At 33.5% G+C, this 18,579-nt stretch carries 14 protein-coding genes; 6 read left to right on the top strand and 8 right to left on the bottom strand.

Annotation, left to right across the window (positions count from 1 at the left end; genetic code table 11):
- Window positions 1-274 precede the first annotated feature (274 nt).
- The 6 genes from F6K23_RS42240 to F6K23_RS29330 form a co-directional block, all read right to left on the bottom strand.
- Window positions 275-463 (bottom strand): hypothetical protein, encoded by a 189-nt coding sequence (locus F6K23_RS42240; RefSeq protein ID WP_367267855.1) that lies wholly within the window; start codon window positions 461-463, stop codon window positions 275-277.
- Between the two features lie 184 nt (window positions 464-647).
- Window positions 648-893, bottom strand: coding sequence for a hypothetical protein (locus tag F6K23_RS42235; RefSeq protein ID WP_367267854.1), 246 nt, complete (start codon window positions 891-893; stop codon window positions 648-650).
- Between the two features lie 478 nt (window positions 894-1,371).
- Window positions 1,372-1,875 carry a DUF4149 domain-containing protein gene (locus tag F6K23_RS29345; protein WP_124144056.1) on the bottom strand — a complete coding sequence of 168 codons (504 nt, stop codon included), beginning with the start codon at window positions 1,873-1,875 and terminating at the stop codon, window positions 1,372-1,374.
- Between the two features lie 874 nt (window positions 1,876-2,749).
- On the bottom strand, window positions 2,750-4,531 hold the full coding sequence (locus F6K23_RS29340; RefSeq protein ID WP_293162337.1) for a sodium:solute symporter: 1,782 nt from the start codon (window positions 4,529-4,531) through the stop codon (window positions 2,750-2,752).
- A gap of 1,661 nt (window positions 4,532-6,192) precedes the next feature.
- Window positions 6,193-6,675: a TspO/MBR family protein gene (locus F6K23_RS29335; RefSeq protein ID WP_293162334.1), complete on the bottom strand. Its 483-nt coding sequence runs from the start codon at window positions 6,673-6,675 to the stop codon at window positions 6,193-6,195.
- A gap of 508 nt (window positions 6,676-7,183) precedes the next feature.
- Window positions 7,184-7,864, bottom strand: coding sequence for a hypothetical protein (locus tag F6K23_RS29330; RefSeq protein WP_293162331.1), 681 nt, complete (start codon window positions 7,862-7,864; stop codon window positions 7,184-7,186).
- A 1,022-nt stretch (window positions 7,865-8,886) separates the two neighbouring features.
- Between F6K23_RS29330 and F6K23_RS29325 the strand changes: the two genes are divergently transcribed.
- On the top strand, window positions 8,887-9,225 hold the full coding sequence (locus tag F6K23_RS29325) for a zinc ribbon domain-containing protein (RefSeq protein ID WP_293162328.1): 339 nt from the start codon (window positions 8,887-8,889) through the stop codon (window positions 9,223-9,225).
- A gap of 322 nt (window positions 9,226-9,547) precedes the next feature.
- Window positions 9,548-10,984: an ion transporter gene (locus F6K23_RS29320; protein ID WP_293162325.1), complete on the top strand. Its 1,437-nt coding sequence runs from the start codon at window positions 9,548-9,550 to the stop codon at window positions 10,982-10,984.
- 519 nt (window positions 10,985-11,503) lie between these two features.
- Here the strand turns inward: F6K23_RS29320 and F6K23_RS29315 are convergent.
- Window positions 11,504-11,902 carry a hypothetical protein gene (locus tag F6K23_RS29315; protein WP_293162322.1) on the bottom strand — a complete coding sequence of 133 codons (399 nt, stop codon included), beginning with the start codon at window positions 11,900-11,902 and terminating at the stop codon, window positions 11,504-11,506.
- 224 nt (window positions 11,903-12,126) lie between these two features.
- Here F6K23_RS29315 and F6K23_RS29310 point away from each other — a divergent pair, with 224 nt between their 5' ends.
- The 3 genes from F6K23_RS29310 (at window position 12,127) to F6K23_RS29300 (ending at window position 17,049) form a co-directional block, all read left to right on the top strand.
- Window positions 12,127-13,251: an RNA-guided endonuclease InsQ/TnpB family protein gene (locus F6K23_RS29310; protein WP_367267853.1), complete on the top strand. Its 1,125-nt coding sequence runs from the start codon at window positions 12,127-12,129 to the stop codon at window positions 13,249-13,251.
- 176 nt (window positions 13,252-13,427) lie between these two features.
- Complete coding sequence (gene hslO, locus F6K23_RS29305) at window positions 13,428-14,363, top strand: Hsp33 family molecular chaperone HslO (RefSeq protein ID WP_293162319.1); 936 nt, start codon at window positions 13,428-13,430, stop codon at window positions 14,361-14,363.
- Window positions 14,364-14,856: 493 nt separating this feature from the next.
- On the top strand, window positions 14,857-17,049 hold the full coding sequence (locus F6K23_RS29300; protein ID WP_293162316.1) for a hypothetical protein: 2,193 nt from the start codon (window positions 14,857-14,859) through the stop codon (window positions 17,047-17,049).
- A 537-nt stretch (window positions 17,050-17,586) separates the two neighbouring features.
- Here the strand turns inward: F6K23_RS29300 and tnpA are convergent.
- Complete coding sequence (gene tnpA / locus F6K23_RS42980) at window positions 17,587-17,871, bottom strand: IS200/IS605 family transposase (protein ID WP_375340797.1); 285 nt, start codon at window positions 17,869-17,871, stop codon at window positions 17,587-17,589.
- Window positions 17,872-18,385: 514 nt separating this feature from the next.
- On the opposite strand from tnpA, the gene F6K23_RS29290 reads away from it, so the two are divergent.
- Window positions 18,386-18,571 (top strand): hypothetical protein, encoded by a 186-nt coding sequence (locus F6K23_RS29290; RefSeq protein WP_293162313.1) that lies wholly within the window; start codon window positions 18,386-18,388, stop codon window positions 18,569-18,571.
- Window positions 18,572-18,579: the final 8 nt, after the last annotated feature.

Below are 18,579 nucleotides of genomic sequence, written 5' to 3'. Positions count from 1 at the left end.
GGTTATATTAGATTTATAATTAACTAATTACTACAGCGTTTCTTACTCTTTGTGAGAGACACAAGTTTTGGATTTTATACCAAATTCATAGGAAGTTGCATAGAATAATATATTAATCTTAATCAGAGTTGACTGTAGATCGAGATAGACAAGTGAATAAATTTCATAATTGTGTGCCACCTCATATAAAATTGCTACAACAACTAAAACCTAGTACCTCAGACCTAACACCTAATTTTGTGCAACCTCACATACTTGGAATTTTCTGTAAATACTAACTCACAAAACTGGTTAATATTCCTAAAATCTTCGGTAAGTTATAGACGGAATATTCCTCTAAATCTATGATTATTGTTTGAGCTTCTAACTCTAGAAATTGCCAAGCAGTACCAGTAGTAACAACTCCATAAATCTTGGGAATTTCTTTGTTTTTGCTTTGATTAAAAATTTGAGCAGCAACCATTTCTGCCATACATTGAGCTAAACAATTTCTCCGATTATCGTTTTTAGCTTCTACTAAAGTTATTATTGGTGCTTTTAGAACTATTTGCTGCGTTGAAAAACTGATAATAAAGTCACAAAAACCATTTAATCCTAACTCTGGATTAACATTAAACTCAATGCCAGAAAATAAACTTATCTGGTTATTAGATATTTTTTTTACTTCTGCTAATATCGGTGCAATAATAAATTATGTTTGCGGAGCATTCCGTCAGGAAACGAGCTTTTTCTGAAGCGACTGCCACTGCTAATGGTAGATAATGTTCTAAAGCTTCTTGAATAAATTTACTGGGAGAAACTTCTGGTAATTGGTTAAATTTACCGAAGTTTTCAACCACGTTGAGATTAAAATTTGTCAGGACTTCCTCTAAGGTGAATTTACTGTAAGGCATAAATCTTTCTAGAAATAAAAGTAAATATTTCTACATCTATTATATTTGTGGTTAAAGAGATTGTTATACTAAAGTTAGCTGTAGCACTACTTACCTTAAAACCTATAACTGACAAAACTGGTTAACACCTTCAAAATTTGGAGGGAATTTTTAATGTATAGTAATCACCGAATGATTTATGAGATATTTAATAACATTTAATACCGGTCAAAATCCTTTTATATTCTGACTTCTGTACGTCGCCAATCCGGCAGCTTCCCTACCTAATTACCACTAAAATTTTACAACTGAAATATGATTGCTATAGCAATTATTTATACTGGAGAGGTACAAAGTTCTAGATTTTAGGGAACAGGAAAAAGAAAAGAGATATGTTGTGTTTTAAGATTGTAGGGTAGGCAAATATTAACTTAATCGAGATTAATTTTATCTCAACCAAAATTCACCCACCCTACTTTTTTCACCGACTACCTTATTATTAGTTTTTTTGTTGATAACACCAACCAAGTAAAGTACCGCCAACAACTAATTTAATTACTTCTAATAACCAGTAACCGCCATGCATTTGATTCATGGTAACAGGAACTTCTTTAACTGACTCAAACAGATTTAGATTTATACCCAAAGCACTCATTTGAGGAGTTAAACCGTAAGTATCAATTAAAGCGATCGCCAACAATGCTATAGAAAATATAATTGCTGTTTTAGTATTTTTAATTAAATTATTTGGTGTGGCACTTAATACTAATAAACCTGTTAAACCCAAGCTTGCACAAATTAATTCAAGTCGGTTAAACAAGGAAAACATTATTGAACCTGCTGCTGTAAAATCTGATGTATTCATCATGCCAGAAGCATACATACTAGGCATAATTACCACGTCTAAAATTATGCAGGCACTTAACCAGAAACCTAAAGTTAAACAAACTATTGTTTGCCAACGTTTTTGATTAGATTCCAGATTTGAAGAAATAGTTGCCATATATTTTTACCTATTTAGAGTTATATATGAATGAGTTATCTTCAGCTTAACTAAAATTCGCCTCAATTAGTATTAAGTATTTTTACAATCTGATTTTGATAAGAAATGTAAAAATAACTAAAAATTCCAAAACAAAAAATTCAAGTTGGTAATTAAGTAGGTAGGGATAAATAAACGTTTCCGTTTGTCATGCTGCGCAAAAAAATGAAGAGTATGAAAATGAAGCCATAAGGCAGTTTTCAACCTGATTTTTAAAGTTTTGAATTTCTATCGCTATTTTATGGATAATTAAACCCAGCTACTTAGTAATTGGCACAGTTCTCAAATAACTTAATAGTAATTTAAGATTGGGTTGCATAGAATTAAGGTTTCAAGAATAAATAATTGACTATAGATCGAGGTTGATAACTTATAGAAGTTGGTTTTTTTGTGCAGTTTCACATAAAATTGGTCTTACTATTTTAGAAATAAATCTCAAAACTTGAGGCGAATTTAGGTAGATAAAGTTTCCCTGATTTTAGTATTAAAAATCTCAAATGCCTTCAACTAGGAAATAGATATGAAATAATTATTTTGCCCTCAACTTTATCCCTAAAACCTCACTCTAAAGAAAGGATAGGAGCGATATATAAAATTTAGAAAATAATGTTCAGTTATAGCAAATTTAAATTGTGAATATATAGTCATTTCAAATAAGAATTAAACACTGTTTCGGCTGACAGTCTTTCAAACCAATAAACCCTTGTCTTAATCTAAACCGAAATAACTATATAATGCCAAAACATCTGTATATTCCCTATTTATTTCCAGAACTGGTCTTCCTTTCATCCATTATCTTAGATTATTCCCAAAATAAAAGCATATTAGCTTGAGTCTATATTTTATCCAAATACCTAAACCAAGTAAAATACAATCCAATCGATAATAAAATAAATATTAGTAATAAAATACCAAAATTATCCCATTGCTTCATCATCAACATAATTCCCATCAAAAATAAAACCAACTGCCAAGGAGTAGCAATCAAAGCTCCCATAATATCTCGTCGATTTTCTGCCTGAATTTTTGCCTGAATATTAGTTGGTAATTGTTTCCTCACTACTCCCCAAAAGCCAAAAGGTCTGGTCACCCGATAAAAATTATTAATCGTTTCTAAGTTAGTTGCTGGAGTCAAAAATGTACCCAAAATACATCCTAAAAAAGAACAAATACTCGGCACCAAAAATAAAACATATTCCTGAATTTGAGAATTATTCACCACAGGTAAAATTACCCCTTTTGTCAAAATAGCAGCAACCAAACCCGCTCCAGTACCAATGGCAAACCCATAACCATTAAATCTCCACCAATACCATCTCAATACTAAAGGAATAAACAGCCCAGTTCCTAATCCTAAAGTTAACCATCCCCAGATATCATTAATATTCGTAATATTAAAACTAAAAATTAACCCTAAACCAACAATGACAATAGACGCTAAACGACCTTGGGTAAGTAATTTTTGATTAGAAGCTTCAGGTTTAAGGTAAGCTTGATAAATATCTTTGACCCAATATGCAGCACTAGAATTAATAATAGAATCAAAAGTTGACATTGCTGCTGCAATAAAACAAGCAACTAATAAACCCTTAATTCCTACAGGAATATATTCAGCAATTACAGTAGGTAAAACTAATTCAGGGTCAGAAATTACCTGATTTTTCAGACCATAATCTATTCCTAATACTGCAAAAGCAGTAACCAGAGGCCATCTAAATGATAATAAAAAAATCCAGAATAAAGAAAGTAACCCAGCCTCACGATCGCTCTTTGCAGCAAAGTAACGTTGAGCTACATAACCACCCCCACCAGCAGCACCTTCGAGAAATACTTTAAAAGTATAAAACAACATCACTCCACCAAACAAATTAAAAATACTATAATCCCCTGGCAAATCAATAGTTATTGGTGGAGTAAGACTACTCCATTCTGCCAAATTCCATTGTTGTAATTGTTCCGTACCAGGAATGGAAATTGAAAAAGTCTCTGGTAGATTTACAGTTTGAAAAGCTATAAAACAGATATATAAAATTGCCACAAAAATCAAGATTCCTTGAAAAATATCTGTCAAAACTACTCCATAAAAACCACTAACAGCAGTATAAACTAAAGCTAATAAAATCAGTAAAATCCCAGCAATTCCATCATCAATTCCCAAAAAATCTCCTAAAAACTTGCCACCTCCAACAGCAAAATAACTAATAGAAGCAATAGCAAAAATAATATTAGCAATTGCACTAATAATTCTGGCAATATTTCCTTCTCGACCCATACCAAAACGTAACTGCATCCATTCAGCAACAGTCATTACTTGAGCACGACGATTCCATTTTCCAATAAATGTCATTAAACACCCTAAATATAATACTATTCCACCCCTAATTTCAATAAAAAATCCCTTAGTTCCCAAAGCATAAACTAAAGCAGTTAATATCATAGTACCTGCAAGGTCAGTATTAGAAGCCATACCAGAAGCACCCAAAACCCACCAAGGTAAATTCCGATTTCCGAGAAAGTAAGACTCTATTCCTGTGGAAGCTTTTCTTTGCAGAAAAAAACCAAAAATCATAATAAATACTAAGTAAATTATCACAATTATGTAATCAATTATTTCCATAAAAATAAATCTCTAAATCAATTATCATTGATAATTTTATATCAAAGATAGCACTATAGCAATTATGATAATTTCTGATAATTGTTACGCTCGAGCCGACAAAATAAACTATCTGTTGATTCTGTTTTCAATTGTTGTAGATAAAATTAATCGATAATCTTGTAGAAGTATTAATAAAGGTTAATATAGAAATTCCCATCCTGATGAGGTATAAAACTCATTTTTTTTAGGGAGTATAAAATAAAAAAAATTACTGTACTTCAGTAACTTGAGAACCCCTATATAGCAGAAGGAAGAAGGAAAAAAGAAGAAGGGATTTAGTTATCTAGGCGATTAGTTATTTAGGATAGAAGGAAAATTTTGCGTTATCTTAATTTTCAGCTTTTTATATGTCCTAACTTTTACTTCAGCTGTTATACATCTATTTCATATTTAGAATATAAATTGCCAAAATAAATGCTATTTTACTGCTATTAATTAATTTCTTTTTCATCAAAATATAGCAATCCAAAATGGTTTGTATAAAATCTCAGGATATATAAAAATTATGAAACTTTTACCCCTGTCACCTAAATTCAAAAAAAATTCACAACTGAAATAGAATTACTATACAATTTACCCAAATTTTTCCTTCTGAGTATAAACCTGATTCCTCAATTTTTTTGTAGCTTCTATTTTTATTAAATTTTTTAATTGTGGAGGAACTCTTGTTTAAAACTTTAGTATCACGCTAATTATCTACAATTGATTGGGGTTAAAAAGAGTCCAGCAATTCAGCAGTCAAAATTTAGCTTGAATTTATACTGAAACCGAGATAAATTCCCTTTTAAATGGTCTTTAAACCCAAATTTATGCCTGAAAACTGTTAGCCCAGAGCTAGTTAAATTTCCAATAATACTGAATCTAAAACCTAGCATCTACTATAGTAATTTAATTTGAGTTGCGTAAAAAATCTGGCAACTTTTAGGTAAAAGGCAAGAGGCAATAGCTAAGAAGGTTTGCTAGACTTTTTACTGTTAGTAAATAACCAGCTCTTGTTTGACATCTCATTTAAAAACGCTATACCTACAATTTTCTTCAAAAGGAAAATATTTATGACGATAATAATCAGGATAAAATATTTAACAATTACCTCTACTTAAAAAAAAGAATTAAGTCAAAATATTTTTTTTATTTTCTCTTGGTCGATTGGATATAAAGTTCCATTCAAGACCGGAGGGATAGGATAACTCGCTATCCCTCGACTGTTTTTCTCATCATTTAGTCAGAGCAAACCATCAAACATTTTGTGATTCTCGTGTTCAAGGAGATATTATTGTTGTCTATATCAACTACTTATACCAAATTCAAAAAAGGTCGCTACAGTATTAATCTCAAAACTCCTAACAACAGAATAAAGCACTGTTACAGTATTTTTTGAAAATGGTATTATTTATTATTTGAAGTCAAAAAAATCTTAGGATAATTTAGCGTTGATTCTATTCTTTCATTCTCTGGCGATCGCTACAAACAAAATGAGTAACTTTAATGCTGCCCCGGGAAGGTCATTTCAGTTATCATTACCTCTGTAATAAGGACGCTTGACATCAAGAATAGTCCCTTTTCTCTTAGTCGATTGGATATGGCGAGGAGACTTCGCCATCCCTTTAGCTAAAAATTAATTACTCTAACTGATTTTCAGAATTAATACGATTCATTTCCCAAGTAGTATAAGTACCAATTGGACTCCAAAATGTATAAGGTAATAATAATATTCCAGCCCAACTATTAATTTGCCAGACAGTCAAAATTAGTATCAGACTTAATACAAAACCTGTTCCTCCAATAATTGTTCCCACCTTCAAATTTTGCATCCAAAACATCACAGGTGTATAGGCTATTGTCACAATTTCTAACAATAAATATAATGCCATTAATAACCAAGTTTTTTGAGTTCCTGACTCCTGTTCCCAGATAATATATGCAGACCAAGCACCACAAATAAAAATTATCGTCCAAATGATGGGAATTGCTCTTTCAAAAGTTAACCAATAAGGTCGTTGTAGATGTCTAAACCATTGGATACCTCTAGACGGCGTAAAAATGCTACTACTGAATGCTATTAAGAAAGTAACCGTACCAATTATCATCCAAGATTTAATCATTTTTTTTATAGTTTATAATTCATAGCAATACAAAAAAAATTATAAGTATCTAGCTAGTTATAGTTTTTCTATTTTAGCCTTCATATTTTACTAAAGTTGGGGAGTCCTAACCAAGGAAGCATTAAGCCAGAGTCTCAGCTTTTATCTAATCAATTACTATTTGTAGGAATCCTAAATCATTCATAATAATTTGATTATTTCCAGTTCCCTCAAAATCTAAAATATTTCACAAATTGAAGAAGATTGCTATCTTCAATAAGATTACTATATTTATTAGAATAATGCTCTATTCCTAGCATTTATGAGGAGTATTAGGTTTAACAAAAGATTCAATCTAACCTCAAAAAAAACCTGATGTAAAACCCATCCCAATAACAGTAAACTAGTGCCGCTACACGGAAGTAAGAAGTCAAAATTCAGAAGTCAGAAGTATTGATTGGTAAGGCTTTTAGGATTTTGTAACTGGTCAGTTATTTCCGCCATTCTGCACTAGTGCTAAACAAATTAACTAACCAAGTCGATGATTTTGTTCTAGTTCAATACTAGATTCATCCTCATTATCTTTAGGAACAAGAAAATTACCATTTTGAGGCTGTAAAACAGCTTTAATTGTTTTCAGAAAACGATTTGATGAAACTTTACCATTAAGTCTTTGACGCTCTTTTACCTTCTTAATAAGATGTCGCATTACAGATACATCTAATTCATCTATAAAATGGTCAGCTATTTTTTCTCCCATTAAATCAATTGCTTCAGAATACTGCTTTTTTAACAACTCTATGGTTGCATACTCTTCATTATTAATTTCCTCTGAAGTCTTATTTATTGCATCATAATCATTACAAACAAAATTTTCTGTTCCTTGATGTTTTTTTGCCGAATTACTTACATTTGTATAAATATTATTTTCCATCATATTTTCACCATTTTCCTGAGTAAATTGTTGTGTTGGAATTTGACGACGATCTATAAAACTTTGATAATCGATAATACTCATGCCAAGATTATAAATATGATGATGTACATGATCTATTAGATCCACTTCATCTGGATTGTAGTAACCACGGTTATTGTCAATACCATGTAATTGCGCCCAACGTTTTAGAGTTATTTCATCGTCTAAATTGTATCTCTCTAGCATTTGACTAGTAGTTAGTTCCTTTTGTGGTGTTACTTTAAAATCACTCATTAATCAATTCTCCTTAATATTATTTGATTAGTGTATATTTAGATTTTATATTAGCATCAAATATAGATTTAAACTAAAAAAGCTGGATTGCAACAAAAAAAATAATTAGTTTAGTAGCACTTTATAAAGACTCTTGAAAATCATAATTAAGCTTAAGTAATTTACCAGATGAGTCTCAGACAAAAAGTATAGAACTCCAGACCTATCACTAATAAAGAAGTAAGAGAAAATTAGGAATAAGTAATAAACAAATCTTGAAGAAAGCAGAAGGCAGAAGGGAAAATTAGACCGGGATGTCTTCTAAACGCCACTTTGTATCTTATAACCCCAACCAATTTTAAGCACCCGCTGTAAAGTAGGGTATTAAACCCATGAGAGAAAAGATAAAAGAAGAAAAAGCGATCTAAATAGGTTGCTTATAGGATTAGATAAGTTCTTTTTCTCCAGAATTTTCAGTCTTTTTTTGTAGGATTATTTTGAAAATTGATATAATATATAGATAATTTTTACCCAATAACTAAGGTTTAAAGCCTTTCCTTTAAAGAAGAAACAAGAAAAAAAATTCGTTAAGCGTCAATCCTCTTATTTTGAAGGAGAGGTAATTGTTAATTATTAATTATTAATTATTGAAAGATGAGTTGTAAATATTAGGCTATAATTTTTTCCTAGCAAAAACTCTCTTGATTCACCGTCACTATTATTCATAAGTAAGGATTTCCTCCGGAATGCTGCGCAAACAGCAGTCAGCACTCAGCATTCAGCTATTGCTTTTAGTTTTAGATAAAAGCTTTACTAATTAAAGCAGAATTAAATCTTACTACCAAAGTCAGCTTTAAAGTCTATATTCATTTAAATTCGCTCCTTTTGTTGAGAACTGACAGTTAATAGCTGTTTGCGCAGCAGTCCGCAGGAAATGTTTACCTTCATAATCCCTCAAAAAATTAATTTTATGTTTATACCTAGAAACACTTTAACATCATTTATAATTAAAAACTAAGCCTTTTACTTCTAGAAGTATTACTATGCCTGTATACGATTATTTTTGTCCAACTAATCAGCAAAAACTGGAAGTTTGGCACAGTATAAATGAAAATATTACAACTTGGGGCCAGTTATGTAAATTAGCTAAATGTGATATAGGTGACACTCCAGAAGACACTCCTGTTAAACGTATGATTAGTGCTCCTAGAGTAATAGTAGAAACGGGCGTCAGCGATTTAAAAAGTCAAGGATTTAGTAAATTAGTAAAAAGAGACCAAGGAATCTATGAAAATATAACAGCAACAGATGATGAAAGTCGCATAGTAAATATCAACGACCATAGTACCTATCCAAATTTTAAGAAAAAACTAGGAGACTAAATATAACAAAAAAACTTTCTAATTTTTTACTCCAATAATTTTCTGCAAAAATTATCAAATAATGGTTTCTTTAATCAACAAGCTGTTGCTCTTATAAAAATTTTGATGGTTGCTTAATATTTATAGATATTGATATATAGCAGTCGCCAAGGTGCTTAGGAAATCAAGGAAAAAATAGCCTTAACAGAGCAAGTACGCCAGCTATATCGCCTCTATAGAAATAGTCTAATAAATTTGACTTTTCTCTGTCCTAACCGCTCTGGCAGCTGCTATTTTATATAGTCGAATAATGTATTAGTAAGTGTGTTTTTATGTTTGATTTATGACTAATTCAAATTCTAGTCTTTTATCCCTATTAAAAAAACACAATTACCAGCCTTATCTACAACGTTTTTTGCAACTACCAATAGTCAATATTACTATTGGTATCATCATAATTTTGTCAGTTATATTAACCATAGTAGAATTATCTATACCTGAAAAATCACCCTATCTATTAATATGTAATATCCTTAGTCAAATATTTACTATATTATTTGTTATTGAATTAAGTTTCCGGTTCCTAGTTGCCCCTAATAAAAAAGCTTATTTTCAAGAATATTGGTTAGATATACTAGCTATATTACCATTACTAAGAGTATTCAGAACCATTAGAGCTTTACGACTATTACGCCTACTAAGAATATTCAGATTACCTGTTTTTTTCAACCGTTATGGCAGCACCTTTCCCTATATCTTACAAAGAGGAATTAAAGAATATCTAATCGTTATTGGACTACTGCTACTAACTATTATGTTTGGTACTGTTGCTATCCTAGTATTTGAAAGTAGTAATAATCCCAACTTCACTTCCTTAGAAGAAGGATTTTGGTTTAGTGTTTATTCATTATTTGCTGGCGAACCAATTCCAGCTCAACCATCCTCATTAGGAGGAAAAATAGTTGGAGTATTTGTCATTTTTATGAATGTTACTATTTTTGCTATGTTCACTGGAACAGTATCAGCATTTATGGTAGATAAAATCCGTAGAGAGGATGATATTGTGGACTGGGAAAGCTTTAGTAATCATACAATTATTTGTGGCTGGAATCGCAAAGCTGAGATTATAGTTAGAGAATTTAAAGCTGCTGGTAAAAGCGAAGGAATACCAATTATTGTCATAGCTGAATTTGATGATGAACCTAATTTTATGGCCCCAGATTTAAAATCTCGGATACAATTTCTCAAAGACGATTTTACCAAAGTTACTGCTTTAGAAAAAGCTGGTATACGTCGAGCTGAAACTTGTATTATTTTGTGCGATAAAACTCATGGTCGTAGCGATCAAGATGCAGATGCTCGGACAATTTTAGCAGCTTTAACAGCAGAAAAATTAAATCCAAATGTTTATACCTGTGCTGAATTACTTAATCGTGAATATGGCTCTCATTTAGATATGGGTCATGTCAATGATTATATAGTTAGCCAGGAACAAAGTGGTTTTCTATTAGCTCAAGCTGCTTTGAATAAAGGATTAATGGGTGTATTTTCAGAATTACTAACTTATGAAAGGGGAAATCAGTTTTATCGGATAACTATTACTGCTGAATGGGTAGGGAAAACTTTTTTAGACTTGTTTATATATATTAAGCAGAATCATAACGCTATTTTAATAGCAGTTTCCCAGCCTCAAGGTAAGTTTGAAATTAATCCACAGCGCTATATATTTCAGGACAAAGATAATTTAATTGTTATAGCTGCCAAAGAAATAAAATTATAAATTTGATGATTTTAAGCCATCGCTTTTAACCCACATTCCGCGCCACAAAATGTAGCATAAAAATATAAGTCAAAAGTCAAAAGTCAGAAAAAATTTATAGTGGTCAATAGGAGTCAAGGATTCAGTAAGTATTTATGCTTAATATTTAACTGAGAATTTGACTCTTGATTGAGGTAAATGAAGATAATTTATATAATATAAATACCTAAGCAATCCAATAATTTTATACTAATTTTTATTTTACAAATTGAAGTGCAGAATGTGGGTTTTAATTTTTTTTGTATTAATAGCAGTCGGCGAAAAATAGCTAATATCATATCTCTTTCAATAACTACTTCGGAATAATTTAGGAAGTAGGGAGTAGGGAACAAGAGGAAATTTGTTTGCTCCCCATGACAAATGGAAAAAATATTCTCTCTCAAGAGAAGAACATTTTTACCTTTGGCTAATTAATGAGACTTGATATACTAACTTAGTAAAGTAAGTAGAAATAATTACCATATTTTAAGAATTAATAGCTTAAAACTTAACAGCTTTTTCTGATGTAACTAAAAACTCTCGCAAACGAAGTAAACTAAAAGTCTGACCTAAATTTAGAGGCAACATAGATATTCCTTCTAAACGAGATTGTATCCAACCATCTCCCCAATACCACTCGTGAAATCCATCAATACCTTGACTAAGTAGCAACCTCAAACAATTCGACCCTACTACATCAACATAATGTTTAATTTCTATTACACCAACAATACTTTTAAACTCTAAACCTTCAGACAATTGTTCTGGTAGTCCGGGAGAAAAGCGTTGAGGCCACAACCATGTTTGTAACTGAGATGAACCTAGTAAACTCTCTCTAATCCTAGATTCAGTAGTTTCAATTTCAATCCGCAAATGGCTTTTTTGGAAAGTACCTAACATAACAATATAGTAATATAATTTTTGAATTTATACTTGGTATCTTTTGACCGAACAAACCTAGAAAATCACAAATATCTAGCCTAACATTATTTCCCGATAATTAGGGATAAATGCCCGACAAATAAATAAACTGCGTAGCATCCAATACGCAATTTTATTGTGTTATACTCTTACCATAAACTATGTTTTGTGTGAAATCATTGTACAGAGCAGTAAAAGTCAGAATGTATCCAAATCCTGAGCAAACCCAGAAACTAAACCAAGTAATGGGGTGTTCCAGATGGTGGTGGAATTATGCTTTGAATCTGTGCAATGAAACTTATAAAGAAACAGGTAAAGGGTTGAGTCGAGTAGCACTAAACAAAGTGTTACCTAAGCTGAAAAACTCAGAAGAAACTAAGTGGCTAAAAGAGTGTTATTCTCAAGTTTTGCAGTCAACCACTCTCAACCTCACCAAAGCATTCAAAAACTTTTTTGAAGGTAGAGCGAAATATCCCAGATTTAAGTCTTATCAAGGGAGGCAAACCTGTCAATATCCTCAAAACTGCCAAGTAGTAGATAAAGGTGTGAAAGTACCTCAAATTGGAGTGATAAAATCTTCAATTCATAGGCTATTTGATGGAAAACTTAAAACCGTAACAATTGCCAAAACACCCACCCGAAAGTATTATGCTTCATTATTATTTGACACAGAACTTGAAACCCCTGAAGTAGTTGTTACAGGTAAAGTTGTTGGCATTGACTTAGGACTAAAAGACTTTTGTATTACCCATGATGGCGACAAAACATCTAAGTATGCTAACCCTAAACACTTCAAAAAACATCAAAAAAACTTAGCTCGAAAACAGGCTAAATTAGCCCGTAAGAAAAAAGGAAGTAAATCAAGAGAAAAAGCACGAACGCTAGTAGCTAAAGTTCACGAACGTATAAGTAATACCCGTCAAGACTTTCTACATAAATTATCAAGAAAAATAGTCAATGATAATCAAGTAGTAATTGTTGAAAATCTGAACATCAAGGGTATGGTTTCCTACGGAATGCTGCGCAAACGTAATCACAACTTAGCTAAAAGTATCTCTGATGTGGGTTGGGGAATGTTTATCAATTTTGTTAACTATAAACTGCAACAAAAAGGTGGTTTATTAGTAGAGATTAATAGATGGTTTCCTAGCTCTAAAACTTGCTCTAATTGTCTCTATCAAATATCAGAAATGCCATTAGATGTGAGAGAGTGGACTTGTCCGAGTTGTGGTACTCACCACGACCGAGACGAAAATGCGTCCAAAAATATTAGGGCAGAAGGCATCAGGGAAATATCGGTCTTGGAAGGACTGCTGCTGTTCGCGTAGCGTCCCGTAGAGAAGGAGGGGAAGTAAGACCAAAAGGTGGACGTAAGTCTGTCTTGAGGCATTCCCCTTTGAGTTCAGAAGCTCCATCCGTCTATACGGTGGAGTAGTTCACCAGGAATATTCCAACAGAGTTATGATAAAGAAAATCTTTCTTATTAAGAAATGTAAGGAATTCAATGGCAGACCAACTAATTAGAGCTACAGCAGCAGAAGGTGGCATTCGTGCTGTTGGTGTAATTACCACCCGCTTAACTGAAGAAGCAAGACAACGACATAAACTTTCTTGGGTGGCCTCCGCTGCTCTTGGCCGCACAATGGCTGCTGGACTATTATTAGCCTCTAGTATGAAAACCCCCGAATCAAGAGTCAATATTCGCGTCCAGGGCAATGGTCCTTTAGGAGGAGTGCTTGTAGATGCAGGACTAGATGGAACAGTACGAGGCTATGTAGATAACCCTACAATTGAGCTATCACCAAATCAAATCGGCAAATTGGACGTAGGAAAAGCTGTAGGCAATCAAGGTTTCTTATATATAGTAAAAGATGTAGGTTATGGCTACCCATACTCCAGTACAGTAGAGTTAGTATCTGGAGAAATTGGAGAAGATATTGCTCATTACTTAATCGTATCAGAACAAACACCATCCGCTTTAGTCCTAGGAGTATTTGTAGATACAGAAGGCATACAAGCAGCAGGAGGACTTTTGTTACAAGTTATGCCCAAAGCCGCCATAGATGAAGAATTAGTTCAAACCTTAGAATCTCGTATAGCTTCCCTATCAGGTTTCACTCCATTGCTTCGAGCTGGCCAAACATTACCAGAAATTTTGCAACAACTTTTGGGGGACATGGACTTAAATATATTTCCCGAAAGTCAAATAGTTCGTTTTCACTGTGGTTGCTCTTTTGAAAAAGTGTTAGGAGCATTAAAAATGTTTGGTGCTGATGAACTGAAAGATATGATTGAAAAAGATAATGGCGCCCAAGCAGTCTGCGAATTTTGTGGAGAAGTATATCAAGCTAGTAAACAAGACCTGATACAACTAATTGAGGACTTACAACAACCCTTCACAGAAATTCCTGTTGGGCAACTACACAAATCATCTTCATAAGTTTATTCTAAGAATTCAGAACACATCAATAATTGATCATTGTCTTCTGAATTCATAGCTGTATATAACTAATTTTATACCTTGGTCACAAGAATAAGGGAGGCATAGGTTCGGTAATGAAAATCAAATGTGAGGGCTAATTTTTCTGTAGATAATTACGAATAATAATTATAAATTTATAGATGTTAAATAGGTTTCATATTATTAAATATGGGTTTTCCATATTAGCGATTAAACTAAGTTTTTGTTTTCATTTTTTCAACTGAAAAACTTGTAAAACCTCCTGGTATTAATTATTGTTTTCTCAAATAATTCATTTTCTGTTCATATTGAGGTTGCATCTTTTCCCAAAATAGTGTATAAATATAAACCGCAGATAATTAAAGCCTAAATTTAACATTTTAGATAAAGGCTTACCCATAGGCTAAACCAACCGGAAAGTCATTAAACATGAAATATATCTGTTGCTTGCTGTTCGGGATCAGTAGTGTATATGAATGAAAAATACAAAACAATAGACCGTATACGGACACTACGCCAGATGAAGCAAAAAAAACAAACCCAATGGCAACTACCTGAACGTAGGAAAAACCGCGAAGAAAGACTGCAGCAACTTAGATCCAATGGCAGTCAGATACAAACATACAAACATCCGGCCAAACCTTCCACTCTGCAAAAACATTCAGTTTCTCGAATAGAAAAAACTAAGCAAAAAATCCCAAAATCTGCAAATAATACTTGGCCGATAAAATGGCTATTTTGGATAGCACTATTGGTAATAGTTCCAGCTGGGGCAGGTATAACAGCCATATCAGCCTTATTCAAATTACCTTCTCAGGCAGATTGTGAAGCAAGTTATTGGCCAACCGCATCAGCAAGCAAACGTCTTTATTGTGCTCAGATATTAGCTACTTCTCCCACAGTAGATAGTTTACTTCAAGCAATTAATTTGGTAGATGTTTTATCAAATGACCATCCAATGCGTCCAAATATTGATGGTTACATTGAACAATGGTCTGAAAAAATATTGTCCCTGGGAGATTTAGCTTTTCAAGATGGAAAATTAGAAGAAGCTATTAAAATTGCCCAAAAAGTACCTCAGAAGGTGTCAGCTTACCCAGTTGTCAAAAAACAGATTGAAAATTGGCAAAAAACTTGGACTAAAGCTGAAACAACTTATCAGAAAGCTCAAGAACATCTGCGTCAGGAAGAATGGAATCAAGCTTCCATGGAAGCTTCTCGTTTACTGTCAGTACCAAATGTACATTGGGAAACGAAAAAATACCAGGAACTAATTAACGACATCAAAAGAACTCGCAAAGAAGGTGGCAAATTAAACCAAGCACGAGACATAGGCGAACAAGGTGGACTAGATAATCTTACGAATGCTGTCAAAAAAGCTCAAGCAATTGGAAAAAATAGCTATCTCTATCAGACCTCTCAAAAGTTAATACTAAATTTGGGCGAACAAATAGCAGATATGGCCTTAGTTGAACTAAATGAAGGAAATTGGCAAGAAGCAATTAAGATAGTCAATAAAGTTCCTGAAAATGATGTCCTAGAGGAAAAAGTAAAAGATATAGAAATATTAGCCCGTGCCCATTCTCCAGCTAATTTGGGTACAATAGTGGGACTAGAAGATGCTATTGCCCAGGCTCAAAAACTCAAAACTGAACGACCTCTTTACAGCAAAGCTCAACAGTTAATTAGTATTTGGCAACAAGAAATTGCAGATGTCAAGATTATAGAAGAAGGAAAAAAACTAGCCCAACCAGGAGGAATTAGCGATTTAAAAGCAGCGATCGCTAAATTGCAGACTGTTCCTCCTTATAACCCTGGAGGACAAGAAGCAACTACTTTGATAGAAGCTTGGAGTAGACAACTACAGCAACAAGAAGACCGACCTTATTTGGAAAAAGCAGAAAAATTAGCAAGTTTTGGCGATCTTAGTTCTATACAAGCAGCAATTGATGAAGCAAGTCAAATTGGTAGGGGCAGAACTCTGTATGAGGAAGCTCAACAGAAAATCCAAAAGTGGACACAAAGAGTTCAACGTTCTCAAGATCAACCAATCCTTGATAATGCAGAACTCCTAGCATCCTCAGGTAATTTAGAACAGGCAATTCTCATAGCACAACAGATTAAACAAGGAAGAGTTCTATATCCCCAAGCTAGCTCCAAAATACAACAGTGGCAATCTCAAAAAGAGGCAGAAGAAAGTTTAGAGAATGCTCGCCAAGCAGCAGCATTAGGTACAGCAGATGGTTATGCCCAAGCTATCAATTTAGCACAAAAAGTACCAACTTACAGCTCTAGGCAATTTGAAGCTTCCCAGTTGATTAATCAATGGGGTCAACAAATCTTATCGATCGCTATGGATGAAGTAAATAGAAATGTGCCACTAGCTATTGAGATTGCTAGCAAAATTCCAGTAAATAGTGTTGCTTATAACTCAGCTCAGAGTCAAATTAGAATTTGGCAAACCTGGCTGACTCCAACTCCATCTGTAGAAGATAGGACTCCAACTCCAGAATATCAGACTCCAACTCCAGAAGCTGTAGAGTATCAAACTATACCTATTCCTCCAGACCAATCTCAACAATTGAGAGAAGAAAATCAAAAGACTATAACAGATGAGAGAGGCAAACCCCTAATATCTGCACCAAAGTTTATTAATAATAATTAACACGGAGGAAGTTCGAGAATTTTGTAACACCGTCAATTTAGGCGCGGGGCGGAAAAACGAACGGCGGTTTCAACCCCCCTGATGAGGGCTATCCCCTTATCCATAAGTCTTGAAACCCTTGTGATACCGACCCCTAACTCCTCCCAGAAAGGGAATGGGAGCAGGGAGCAGGGGAGAAAGGAGAAAAAATTATAGTAACTAAGTAAAACTACTGAAGTTTTCAAAATGATGTATTGGAAAATACATTTTTTCTCCCGAAAAAGCAGACCCAATACTTAATCATAACTCGTCTATTTTGTCAAGCTTTATGTTAAGAAAGATGTGGGTAATGGATAGCTGATAAGGGCAGGGTTAATTTATTGTCACGCTTAGAATAATTGATAGGGAGTGCGGGGAGTGTGGCAAGTGTGGGTACCCACCCGCGCGTCCCTTCCTGGAGGGGAATATGGGGTTAGAGGGAGAAAAAGACACCTAGAAACAAAAATCAGAGTGCACAGTTTTAGGTGTGCCACTCCAGTAGCACAATTAAATGTATTTCTAACTTAATATTCTCTGACCACAAAGAATTAGCCCTGCCCTGATGAGAACGGCGGTGCTGACTTTTCCAGTAGTATCATAAAAATAGCTGTGAGTCCATAAACTAGACAGCTTGCATAATTCAGGAAACTCTTGTCCCAACAATCGAGAAGACCTGCCTTTTAAAGCTTTTACTATTTGGATTGCCACATCACAGCCATGCTCTACCAACACATGAACATGGTCTGGAGCTATTTCTAATCCTTTGATTAACCAAGCTTTTTCTGTGGTCACTTCCCATAAAATTTTGTCTCACCTGATTTTAACTTCACCCGCTAAAAGCTTTTTGCGTCCTTGAGGTATCCAGACTAAATGGACATGAGCCAAACCGACAGAATGGTTATTATGAGGATATTCTTTTGAAGGATTTTTAATATTGATCAGTTGACATTTATCAACATCTTGAATGAGCATAAAAATATGAGCAAAAAAAACAAAAAACATCGGATGTCATTTCAGTTATCAGTTATCAGTTATCAGTTATCAGTACCTCTGCCTAAAGTCAGAGGCTTGAAATATTGAAGTTTATTTTTTTTCATCCCCTTGAAAGGGGAGGCTTGAGACCTAATTTTTTGGTCAACAAGCTTTACTGCATCCCGCTCAAAACCTATTAGCCATATTAGAATACTTGTGTGGCGAGGCCAATAAGGTATTCAATTGTTCTGTTGATTATGGCCGACAAGTCTGGTTTAAAGAAAATAGATTTGTCACTCAAGGCGAAGTTTGTAGGCAGATGAAATGAAAGGTACATTTTAATAGGATGTATAGTTCTAGTGCCCAACAAATATGCAACGGTGTTATTGAATCTTTGAGAAGTTTTAAACAACTACTTAAGCTGTTTGGAAAAGATGAATTAGTAAATAAACCCAAGGCTGCTAACTATCCAAAACCTTGTTTATTTACTGTTTATTATCCTCAAAAATCCCTCAAACTTACTGATAAATAAATTAAAGT

The organism is Okeania sp. SIO2C9 (assembly GCF_010672455.1).
Lineage (GTDB): Bacteria > Cyanobacteriota > Cyanobacteriia > Cyanobacteriales > Microcoleaceae > Okeania.
The sequence above is the reverse complement of the archived record's forward strand: the minus strand, read 5'-3'. Positions and strand labels throughout refer to the sequence as shown.

Coding starts and splice junctions, on each gene's coding strand:
- F6K23_RS42240 (WP_367267855.1), bottom strand. CDS start 463: ATGGTTGCTGCTCAAATTTTTAATCAAAGCAAAAACAAAGAAATTCCC.
- F6K23_RS42235 (WP_367267854.1), bottom strand. CDS start 893: ATGCCTTACAGTAAATTCACCTTAGAGGAAGTCCTGACAAATTTTAAT.
- F6K23_RS29345 (WP_124144056.1), bottom strand. CDS start 1,875: ATGGCAACTATTTCTTCAAATCTGGAATCTAATCAAAAACGTTGGCAA.
- F6K23_RS29340 (WP_293162337.1), bottom strand. CDS start 4,531: ATGGAAATAATTGATTACATAATTGTGATAATTTACTTAGTATTTATT.
- F6K23_RS29335 (WP_293162334.1), bottom strand. CDS start 6,675: ATGATTAAATCTTGGATGATAATTGGTACGGTTACTTTCTTAATAGCA.
- F6K23_RS29330 (WP_293162331.1), bottom strand. CDS start 7,864: ATGAGTGATTTTAAAGTAACACCACAAAAGGAACTAACTACTAGTCAA.
- F6K23_RS29325 (WP_293162328.1), top strand. CDS start 8,887: ATGCCTGTATACGATTATTTTTGTCCAACTAATCAGCAAAAACTGGAA.
- F6K23_RS29320 (WP_293162325.1), top strand. CDS start 9,548: ATGACTAATTCAAATTCTAGTCTTTTATCCCTATTAAAAAAACACAAT.
- F6K23_RS29315 (WP_293162322.1), bottom strand. CDS start 11,902: ATGTTAGGTACTTTCCAAAAAAGCCATTTGCGGATTGAAATTGAAACT.
- F6K23_RS29310 (WP_367267853.1), top strand. CDS start 12,127: ATGTATCCAAATCCTGAGCAAACCCAGAAACTAAACCAAGTAATGGGG.
- hslO (WP_293162319.1), top strand. CDS start 13,428: ATGGCAGACCAACTAATTAGAGCTACAGCAGCAGAAGGTGGCATTCGT.
- F6K23_RS29300 (WP_293162316.1), top strand. CDS start 14,857: ATGAATGAAAAATACAAAACAATAGACCGTATACGGACACTACGCCAG.
- F6K23_RS29290 (WP_293162313.1), top strand. CDS start 18,386: ATGTATAGTTCTAGTGCCCAACAAATATGCAACGGTGTTATTGAATCT.